The organism is Streptomyces sp. NPDC054840, assembly GCF_053611065.1.
The window spans coordinates 1-9,461 of record NZ_JBSGZP010000259.1 but is presented as its reverse complement, the minus strand read 5'-3'; the positions used below and the strand labels follow the sequence as shown (position 1 = coordinate 9,461).

At 71.7% G+C, this 9,461-nt stretch carries 8 protein-coding genes; 3 read left to right on the top strand and 5 right to left on the bottom strand.

From position 1 onward, the window contains the following. Positions 1 to 39: 39 nt before the first annotated feature. The 5 genes from ACWGIU_RS19565 to ACWGIU_RS19545 all read right to left on the bottom strand — a co-directional run bounded on the left by ACWGIU_RS19565 (position 40) and on the right by ACWGIU_RS19545 (position 5,760). A complete protein-coding gene (locus tag ACWGIU_RS19565) occupies positions 40 to 1,707 on the bottom strand; it encodes a uroporphyrinogen-III synthase (RefSeq protein ID WP_453707456.1) in 1,668 nt (555 codons plus the stop codon). Further along, complete coding sequence (gene hemC / locus ACWGIU_RS19560; protein ID WP_453707454.1) at positions 1,704 to 2,672, bottom strand: hydroxymethylbilane synthase; 969 nt, start codon at positions 2,670 to 2,672, stop codon at positions 1,704 to 1,706. The genes ACWGIU_RS19565 and hemC overlap by 4 nt, the downstream gene beginning before the upstream one ends. After that, positions 2,669 to 4,396 carry a glutamyl-tRNA reductase gene (locus ACWGIU_RS19555; protein ID WP_453707452.1) on the bottom strand — a complete coding sequence of 576 codons (1,728 nt, stop codon included), beginning with the start codon at positions 4,394 to 4,396 and terminating at the stop codon, positions 2,669 to 2,671. The genes hemC and ACWGIU_RS19555 overlap by 4 nt, the downstream gene beginning before the upstream one ends. Next, the gene (locus ACWGIU_RS19550) at positions 4,393 to 5,199 is read right to left on the bottom strand and encodes a redox-sensing transcriptional repressor Rex (protein WP_453707450.1); all 807 of its coding nucleotides are present in this window, start codon (positions 5,197 to 5,199) and stop codon (positions 4,393 to 4,395) included. The genes ACWGIU_RS19555 and ACWGIU_RS19550 overlap by 4 nt, the downstream gene beginning before the upstream one ends. 273 nt (positions 5,200 to 5,472) lie before the next feature. Next, complete coding sequence (locus tag ACWGIU_RS19545; protein ID WP_453707448.1) at positions 5,473 to 5,760, bottom strand: glutaredoxin family protein; 288 nt, start codon at positions 5,758 to 5,760, stop codon at positions 5,473 to 5,475. 98 nt (positions 5,761 to 5,858) lie between these two features. Here ACWGIU_RS19545 and ACWGIU_RS19540 point away from each other — a divergent pair, with 98 nt between their 5' ends. The 3 genes from ACWGIU_RS19540 to ACWGIU_RS19530 all read left to right on the top strand — a co-directional run bounded on the left by ACWGIU_RS19540 (position 5,859) and on the right by ACWGIU_RS19530 (position 9,445). After that, positions 5,859 to 6,833: an HAD family hydrolase gene (locus ACWGIU_RS19540; protein ID WP_453707446.1), complete on the top strand. Its 975-nt coding sequence runs from the start codon at positions 5,859 to 5,861 to the stop codon at positions 6,831 to 6,833. Positions 6,834 to 7,195: 362 nt separating this feature from the next. After that, on the top strand, positions 7,196 to 8,011 hold the full coding sequence (locus ACWGIU_RS19535; RefSeq protein WP_453707444.1) for an ECF subfamily RNA polymerase sigma factor, BldN family: 816 nt from the start codon (positions 7,196 to 7,198) through the stop codon (positions 8,009 to 8,011). A gap of 228 nt (positions 8,012 to 8,239) precedes the next feature. Beyond that, positions 8,240 to 9,445 carry a DUF5667 domain-containing protein gene (locus ACWGIU_RS19530; RefSeq protein ID WP_453707442.1) on the top strand — a complete coding sequence of 402 codons (1,206 nt, stop codon included), beginning with the start codon at positions 8,240 to 8,242 and terminating at the stop codon, positions 9,443 to 9,445. Positions 9,446 to 9,461 lie beyond the last annotated feature (16 nt).

The following is a 9,461-nucleotide window of genomic DNA, read 5'->3' as shown; positions in this document are numbered from 1 at the left end:
CCCGTTCCGTCGGCCGGAGTCCGGCCGGGCCTAAGGCGCTCACGTCGTACGACGCCGCCGCGCCCCCGGCCGTCGCTCGCTCGGCCGGAACACCGTCTCGCCGGCCTCCTTGGCCGCCTCGCGGCGTGCCGCACCGTACTCGGCGAGGGCCTCCGCCAGCTTGGACACCGACGGCTCCGGGGACAGCACGTCCACGCGCAGCCCGTGCTCCTCCGCCGTCTTGGCCGTCGCCGGCCCGATACAGGCGATGACGGTCACGTTGTGCGGCTTCCCGGCGATCCCGACCAGGTTGCGGACGGTCGACGAGGACGTGAAGAGAACGGCGTCGAAGCCGCCGCCCTTGATCGCCTCGCGCGTGTCCGCCGGCGGCGGCGACGCGCGCACCGTCCGGTAGGCGGTGACGTCGTCGACCTCCCACCCGAGCTCGATCAGCCCGGCGACCAGCGTCTCGGTCGCGATGTCCGCCCGCGGCAGGAACACGCGGTCGATCGGGTCGAAGACCGGGTCGTACGGCGGCCAGTCCTCCAGCAGTCCGGCGGCGGACTGCTCACCGCTGGGCACCAGGTCCGGCTTCACACCGAACTCCACGAGCGCGGCGGCGGTCTGCTCGCCCACCGCGGCGACCTTGATGCCGGCGAAGGCGCGCGCGTCGAGCCCGTACTCCTCGAACTTCTCGCGGACGGCCTTCACGGCGTTGACCGAGGTGAAGGCGATCCACTCGTAGCGGCCCGTCACCAGGCCCTTCACGGCGCGCTCCATCTGCTGCGGGGTGCGCGGCGGCTCCACGGCGATGGTCGGCACCTCGTGGGGCACCGCACCGTAGGAACGCAGTTGGTCGGAGAGCGATGCGGCCTGCTCCTTGGTCCGCGGTACGAGGACCCGCCAGCCGAACAGCGGCTTCGACTCGAACCAGGAAAGTTCCTCGCGCCGCGCGGCGGCGCTGTGCTCACCGACCACGGCTATGACGGGCCGGGCGCCCTCGGGCGAGGGGAGCACCTTGCCCTGCTTGAACACCTGGGCGATGGTGCCGAGCGTCGCGCACCAGGTCCGCTGCCGCGTGGTGGTACCGGCGACGGTCACCGTCAGCGGGGTGTCGGGCTTGCGCCCGGCACTCACCAGCTCGGCGGCGGCCGCCGGGACGGTCTCCAGCGTCGCGGACACGACGAGGATGCCGTCGCTCGCGCCCACCTCGCTCCAGCAGCGCGCCGAGGCGGTCTTCGCGTCGACGAACCGCACGTCCGCGCCCTGCTTGTCGCGCAGCGGGACACCGGCGTACGCGGGTACGCCCACCGCGGTCGCGACACCGGGCACCACCTCGAAGGGGATACCGGCGGTAGCGCAGACGAGCATCTCCTCGGCGGCATTGCCGTCGAGCCCGGGGTCGCCCGTGACGGCACGCACGACCCGCCTGCCGGAGCGTGCGGCCTCCATGACAAGATTGGCCGCGTCCCGGATCACCGGGACCCCGGCGGCTGCTGACACTTCATCAGCAATCGTCAGCTGCGGCGTGTCGACGTTCGCCCGCGCATGAGTCCGTACGACCTCGAGCACCTCGGGCTCCGCGATCAGTACGTCCGCGGCGGCGAGCGCCTCGACGGCGCGCAGCGTCAGCAGACCCGGGTCGCCCGGGCCGGCACCGAGGAAGGTGACGCGTCCGTGGGCGGCGACGGCCGGATAGGCGGAGGTGGTCGGAATTGAGGGGTTCAAAGCGATCGCTCCCCCATCAGACCGGCCGCGCCCTTGGCCAGCATCTCGTCCGCGAGTTCGCGGCCGAGCGCCATGGCCTCGTCGTACGACTGGGGCACGGGACCGGTGGTGGACAGCTGCACCAGCGTGGTGCCGTCGAGGGTTCCGACGACGCCGCGCAGGCGCATCTCATTGACAATCTCAGCGTCCGCCAGCAGGTCGGCGAACGCGCCCACAGGTGCGCTGCAACCGGCCTCCAGGGTGGCGAGCAGGGCACGCTCGGCGGTCACGGCGGCCCGGGTGTGCGGGTCGTCGAGTTCGCCGAGCGCGGCGACGAGGTCCGTGTCGGACGCGAGGCACTCCACGGCCAGGGCGCCCTGGCCGGGAGCCGGCAGGACGCTGTCGACGGACAGCAGGTCGGTCGCTTCGTCACCGCGCCCGATCCGGTTGAGACCGGCGGCCGCCAGGACGACGGCGTCGAGCTCTCCGTCTTGGACGAAGCCGATCCGGGTGTCGACGTTGCCGCGGATGGGCACCGTCTCGATCCGCTTGCCGAGCGACAGCGCCAGGTGGTTGAGCTGGGCGGTGCGCCGCGGCGAGCCGGTACCGATCCGGGCACCGTCGGGCAGCTGCTCGAAGGTCAGACCGTCCCGGGCGACGAGTGCGTCCCGCGCGTCCTCGCGGCGCGGCATGGCCGCGATCACCAGGTCGTCGGGCTGCGCGGTCGGCAGGTCCTTCAGCGAGTGCACGGCGAAGTCGACCTCACCGCGCAGCAGCGCGTCACGCAGGGCGGTGACGAACACGCCCGTCCCGCCGATCTGCGAGAGGTGCTCGCGCGAGACGTCGCCGTAGGTCGTGATCTCCACGAGCTCGACGGCCCGGCCGGTGACGGCCCGTACCGCGTCGGCGACGTGCCCCGACTGGGACATGGCCAGCTTGCTCCGCCGCGTACCGAGCCGCAGCGGCTGGTCGGGACGTGTGTTCATGATGCCCGTCCTGGGTCGTCGTCGTTCATCGGATCGGCCGCGTCCGCCCGGCTGACGGAAGCAACCGTCTGAGGGTCGAGGTCGAAGAGTTCGCGCAGCGCTTCCGCGTACCCGGCGCCGCCGGGCTCGCTTGCCAGCTGCTTGACGCGCACGGTCGGCGCGTGGAGGAGCTTGTCCACGACGCGGCGCACGGTCTGGGTGACCTCGGCACGCTGCCGTTCGTCGAGGTCGGGCACCCGTCCGTCGAGCCGCGCCACTTCCATGGCCACGACCTCGGCCGCCATGGCGCGCAGGGCGACCACCGTGGGCGTGATGTGCGCGGCCCGCTGCGCCGCCCCGAAGGCCGCCACCTCCTCGGCGACTATGCCGCGTACGGCGTCGACGTCGGCCGCCATCGGGGCGTCGGCGGACGCCTCCGCGAGCGACTCGATGTCCACGAGCCGGACGCCCGGGATCCGGTGCACGGCCGCGTCGATGTCCCTGGGCATGGCCAGGTCGAGCAGCGCGAGCCGGACGGTGGTCGCGTGGGCCTGCGTACGGGTGCTCCTGCGGGGCTGCCGCTGTGCGGCGGCCTCGCCCTGGTCGGCCCAGGTCCCGTGCAGTTCCAGGGAGTTGGCGTCGACCCCGGTCAGCGCGGAGCGCCCGTCGGGCCCGACGGGGCACCCGTCGGCCTCCACGGGTGCACTGATGGTCCGAGCCGCCCCGGCATCGGCCAGCCGCCTCCCGCCTTCGGCAGCGGCCGCCAGACGAGCCACGACATCGGCCAACTCCAGCCCCGCCCGGGGGCCCCTGCCAGCGGGAGCTGGGGGAGTTTGAGGCGCGGGCTCCGGGGCGGAGCCCCGTTGCTCCGGCCCCGCCTGCGTTTGAGGCGCGGGGTCCGGGGCGGCGCCCCAGGACACGGCGGCCAGCACGTCGTCGGCGCTCAGCACCAGCCCGGTCGCACCGGTGCAGGACACCACCACGTCGACTCGTGTCAGCTCATCGGCGACCCGCGCCATCGGCACGGCCACCGCCGAGACCCCGGTGCCCGAGGCAACCAGAATCTCCGCCAGCCGCTCCGCCCGGTCGGCGGTCCGGTTCGCCACGACGATCTCGGCGACACCGACCCGCGCCAGCGTCGCCGCGGCCAGCGAGGACATCGACCCGGCGCCGATGACCAGCGCCCGCTTGCCCGCGGCCCACTCGGCTACCGGCGTCCGCACGGCGAGCTGCTCCAGTCCGAAGGTCACCAGCGACTGGCCGGCCCGGTCGATCCCGGTCTCGGAGTGCGCCCGCTTGCCGACCCGCAGCGCCTGCTGGAACAGGTCGTTGATCAGCCGCCCGGCGGTGTGGAGCTCCTGCCCCAGCGCCAGCGCGTCCTTGATCTGACCGAGGATCTGCCCCTCGCCGACGACCATCGAGTCCAGGCCGCACGCCACCGAGAACAGGTGGTGCACCGCCCGGTCCTCGTAGTGCACGTACAGGTAGGGGGTGAGTTCCTCCAGCGCGACGCCGCTGTGCTGCGCGAGCAGCGTGGACAGCTCGGCGACGCCGGCGTGGAACTTGTCCACGTCCGCGTACAGCTCGATCCGGTTGCAGGTGGCCAGCACGGTGGCCTCGGTCGCCGGTTCGGCGGCGAGGGTGTCGTGCAGCAGCTTCACCTTGGCATCGGCGGACAGCGAGGCCCGCTCCAGCACGCTCACGGGCGCGCTGCGGTGGCTCAGTCCCACGACGAGCAGGCTCATGCCGGCATCACCGCCGGCACGTCGCCCTCGGGCCCGCCCTTGCGCGTCTCGGCGGCGCTGCGCCCGGCCGGCGGCACGACGGCCGCGGCGGGTGCGGCGCCGCCCACGGAGGAGCCGCCGGCGGCAGCGGCGGCCGCTTCCTCACCGGCCTTGCGCTGCTCGTGGAAGGCGAGGATCTGGAGCTCGATGGAGAGGTCGACCTTGCGCACGTCCACGCCGTCGGGCACGGACAGCACGGTGGGCGCGAAGTTCAGGATGGAGGTGACGCCTGCCGCGATCAGCCGCTCGCTGACCTGCTGGGCGGCGCCGGCGGGCGTCGCGATGACCCCGATCGAGACGCCGTTCTCCTCGATGATCTTCTCCAGGTCATCGGTGTGCTGCACGGACATGCCGGCGACCGGCTTGCCGGCCATCGCCGGGTCGGCGTCGATCAGGGCCGCGACGCGGAAGCCGCGCGCGGAGAAGCCGCCGTAGTTGGCGAGGGCGGCGCCGAGGTTACCGATGCCGACGATGACGACCGGCCAGTCCTGGGTCAGGCCGAGCTCGCGGGAGATCTGGTAGACGAGATACTCGACGTCGTAGCCGACGCCGCGGGTCCCGTAGGAACCGAGGTACGAGAAGTCCTTGCGCAGCTTCGCGGAGTTGACTCCGGCGGCGGCCGCGAGCTCCTCGGAGGACACCGTGGGCACCGATCGCTCGGAGAGCGCGGTGAGGGCACGCAAGTACAGCGGAAGCCGGGCGACAGTGGCCTCGGGAATACCTCGGCTGCGGGTCGCCGGTCGGTGAGTTCGGCCAGTTGCCACGATGCTCCTGCGGGATGAGCGGGGCTGCAGGCGGCCACTTGTCCCAGGACCGCCCCGTCGACAGCAGGCTATGCCTTTGTGAACGCGTGCACAAAGATTGTGTCCGGTTTGTCCGTCCAAAGTGACCGGGGTCACGCAACTCCGGCACGTAAGGCCGGAACCATCGGCACGCCGAACCCGTTCAAATCCCAAAGGGGGCAAAACCGTGCACACCCCTCACAGATACGCCCCCGAGACCCCATAAATCGCCCATGATGGTAACCGGGCAGAAGGTCAGGCCTCCAACGCCCGCCGGAGCCGGTCAGGGTTCACCCTCCAGAAGGTGTGCTGCTCGCCGTCCACGAGCACGACCGGAATCTGCTCCCAGTGCAGCCGGTAGAGCTCCTCGTCCTGCGAGATGTCCTTCTTCTCCCATTGCGCACCCGTCTCGACGCACACCTTCGCGACCACCTCCTCCGCCTCGTCGCACAGGTGGCACCCCGGCTTCCCGATGAGCGTCACCGTCCGCTCACCGGGACGCTTCTTTTCCTTACGGCGCAACAGAGGGCTCATGCCACCCATTCTCCCGCGCCCTCACGTAACAGCGGCGCCCCGAAGAGTTCACGCCTCCGCATCCCATCGGTTCGGGAACTCCCGAACACTGTGGCTATGCTCGCGTCATGGCCGCTCTCGGATGGCTCCCCCCTCGTCGGCGCTCCGCCACCGCACGCAGCGTGTTGGCGGGCGAGGCCTCGGCCGAGGCCGCCCGCAAGACCGCTCTGGCCGAGGCCCCACCGTTCACCGAACCCGAAACGGAACCGGAAACCCTCACCGAAGAGGGCCCGGGACAGACCCCGGAAGAGCCCGTCTTCCCGGTCGCCGGCGACGATCTCGCCGCCGCCTTCTTCGACCTCGACAACACCGTCATGCAGGGCGCCGCGATCTTCCACTTCGGCCGCGGCCTCTACAAGCGCGAGTTCTTCCGCCGCCGCGAGCTCGCCCGCTTCGCCTGGCAGCAGGCCTGGTTCCGGCTCGCCGGGGTCGAGGACCCCGAGCACATGCAGGACGCCCGCGACAGCGCCCTGTCCATCGTCAAGGGCCACAAGGTCTCCGAACTGATGGCGATCGGCGAGGAGATCTACGACGAGTACATGGCCGAGCGGATCTGGCCGGGCACCCGCGCCCTGGCCCAGGCCCACCTCGACGCCGGCCAGAAGGTGTGGCTGGTCACGGCCGCCCCCGTGGAGACGGCCACGATCATCGCCCGCCGCCTCGGCCTGACCGGCGCCCTGGGCACCGTCGCCGAGTCCGTCGACGGGATCTACACCGGCCGCCTGGTCGGCGAGCCGCTGCACGGCCCGGCGAAGGCGGAGGCGGTACGCGCCCTGGCCGCCGCCGAGGGGCTGGACCTCGAACGCTGCGCCGCGTACAGCGATTCGCACAACGACATCCCGATGCTGTCGCTGGTCGGACATCCATACGCGATCAATCCCGATACAAAACTGCGCAAACATGCCCGCACCAACGACTGGCGGCTGCGCGACTATCGGACCGGCCGCAAGGCCGTGAAGGTCGGCGTCCCGGCGGCCGCCGGCGTCGGCGCGATCGCGGGCGGCGCGGCCGCGGCCATCGCCCTGCACCGCCGCCGCAAGTAACCACACCAGGCCCGGGAGCCCACGCGCCCCGGGCCCGCCCGGACCTTGGGCCCGTACCCGGGCATCCGCTCACCTCTACCCGCGCCCCGGGCGCGGCACTCGGGCATGCCCGACTCGGTCGCGGGACCCCATGGAAGCGTCCATTCCGCGTATCCAAGTGATCAAGAATCGATCACCAACTGCGACTGAATATGCCCTGGACACGCAACAGAAGTGTCGGAACCGGTGATTTGAGCAACTGGGTGTAGCGCCGCCTGTACGAAGCGTTATTCTCCTCAAACGCATGCCACCGGTCACCTGTCGCCACGATGGATGAACGGTCCCGCACTGCACGTGATGGAAGCTCTGCCTCTGGGAGTCCCGTGTACCCACCTGTCGGGGTTGACGCCTCGGGCCTGGCTCAGCTGCGCGCAACGGTCCTCGACCACCTGCGCGGCTTCGTCCCCACCGCGTACGCCGTCCCCGCCTTCGCCGCCGCGGTCCCTGCCGGCCTCGGCCCGGCCGGTCCTTGCTATGCCCTGACCGACGGCGGCGCGACGGTGGGCAGACGAGGTCGCGCCGCCGGCGGCTCGAACGCCTCCGCCACCGGCACTCAGGCCACCACCCACCGCCGCCCCACGGCGGACAGCGACCAGGCCCGCATGATGGACCTGGTCGAACGCGCCCAGGCGGGCGAGGCCGAGGCCTTCGGCCGCCTCTACGACCAGTACAGCGACACGGTCTACCGGTACATCTACTACCGCGTCGGCGGTAAGGCGACCGCGGAGGACCTCACCAGCGAGACGTTCCTGCGCGCCCTGCGCCGGATCTCCACCTTCACCTGGCAGGGCCGTGACTTCGGCGCCTGGCTCGTGACGATCGCCCGCAACCTGGTGGCGGACCACTTCAAGTCCAGCCGGTTCCGGCTGGAGGTCACCACCGGCGAGATGCTCGACGCGAACGAGGTCGAGCGCAGCCCCGAGGACTCCGTCCTGGAGTCCCTCTCCAACGCGGCCCTGCTGGAGGCCGTACGCAAGCTCAATCCGCAGCAGCAGGAGTGCGTGACCCTGCGCTTCCTGCAGGGCCTCTCGGTCGCCGAGACGGCCCGGGTGATGGGGAAGAACGAGGGCGCCATCAAGACGCTCCAGTACCGGGCGGTGCGCACTCTGGCCCGCCTCCTTCCCGAAGACGCCCGCTGACCCTCCGACACCACACAACCTCACATTCGGTGACCCCTCGATGACGCTGTGGTCAGATCATCCTTCGTCCGTAACCCAAGTGCCGCGACGCTCGTTATGCGGGATGCAGGCTCCCTGTGGACACGCTTTGCCCGAAGCCGCTCACTCGAAAGTGTGGATGTGCTCAAGGCAGGCAACCTTCCGGACACCTTGGGGAGTCGATCGTCATGACGAGAGGAGGTGCCGCCAGTGATCGCGAACGTGACCCCGCACCGGCGGGCGAACGCCTTCGCCCAGGCCCTGGAGGATCGGACCCCGTCCGACCTTCCAGATCCGGACTCGGCGGCCGAGCAGTCCGAGGCACCTGCCGAACCTGCCGACCACGACCGGCTGTTGGCCCTGGCGAGCGTGCTCGGCGAAAGAATGCCGCGCCCCGTGCTGGACCCCCAGGTCAAAGTGGTGCAACGAGCCCAGCTCATTGCCGCCATGGAGGCCATGGTGCTGGAGGAGAGGGCCGGGGGCGGTGCCGCTTCGGACCCTCAGGTGCCCGAACAGCGGACCGGCCGCGGCGCCCACCGGGCGACTTCGCTCCGGAAATTGCGGCCCCGCTCCCGCTGGTCCAAGGGCATCGCAGCGGGCGGCCTCACCGTGGGTGTGGCCGCCGGGGCCTTCAGCGGAGTGGCCGCTGCCAGCACCGACGCCCTGCCCGGTGATCACCTCTACCCCGTGAAGCGGGGCATGGAGGACCTGAAGCTGGGGATGGCCGACGACGACGCGGACCGGGGCGAGCTCTATCTCGACCAGGCCTCGAACCGTCTGTCGGAAGCCCGTCGGCTGATGGAACGAGGCCGGCTGGGCGACCTGGACCACGAGTCCCTGGGCGCGATCCGCCGGGCCCTGGCGGGTGTGAAGCACGACGCGGAGGAAGGCCACCGCCTCCTCCAGGCCGCGTACGAACGGGACGGCTCGCTCGGCCCGATCCAGAAGCTGTCGTCGTTCTCCCGCTCCCACCGCGACACGTGGGGCAAGCTCCGCGAGAAGCTCCCGGCACAGCTCACGGACGTGGGCGGTGAGGTGGAGTCGGTCTTCCAGGCCATAGACGAAGACGTGGCGCCGCTGCAGAACCTGCTCCCCAAGGCACCGGAGCAGAGCCGCGGCACCGGAGGCACCCCCGGCCAGTCCGCCAGGCCGGGCACCCCCAGCGGCGCCCACCAGTCCGCCCCGGCCGCCGGCACGCCGTCCGGCAGCCCTGCCGCGCCGTCCCCCTCGGGGAGCTCCCGGCCCCCCGCCGGCGGCCTCCTCGGCGGTACGGGCGACCTGCTCAACCCGCCCGCGGGTCAGTCGGCGGCGCCCTCATCGGGCACCCCGGAGGACCCGAAGCCGGACATCACCATCCCGCCCCTGCTTCCGGGGCTCCTCCCGGGCCTGGGCCTGGGCGCGGAGGACGCCGAGTAACAGGAAGGGGCGGGGC

Excerpts from the sequence above, each read along its gene's own strand:
- hemC (WP_453707454.1), bottom strand. The coding sequence starts at position 2,672 with ATGAACACACGTCCCGACCAGCCGCTGCGGCTCGGTACGCGGCGGAGC.
- ACWGIU_RS19555 (WP_453707452.1), bottom strand. The coding sequence starts at position 4,396 with ATGAGCCTGCTCGTCGTGGGACTGAGCCACCGCAGCGCGCCCGTGAGC.
- ACWGIU_RS19545 (WP_453707448.1), bottom strand. The coding sequence starts at position 5,760 with ATGGGTGGCATGAGCCCTCTGTTGCGCCGTAAGGAAAAGAAGCGTCCC.
- ACWGIU_RS19540 (WP_453707446.1), top strand. The coding sequence starts at position 5,859 with ATGGCCGCTCTCGGATGGCTCCCCCCTCGTCGGCGCTCCGCCACCGCA.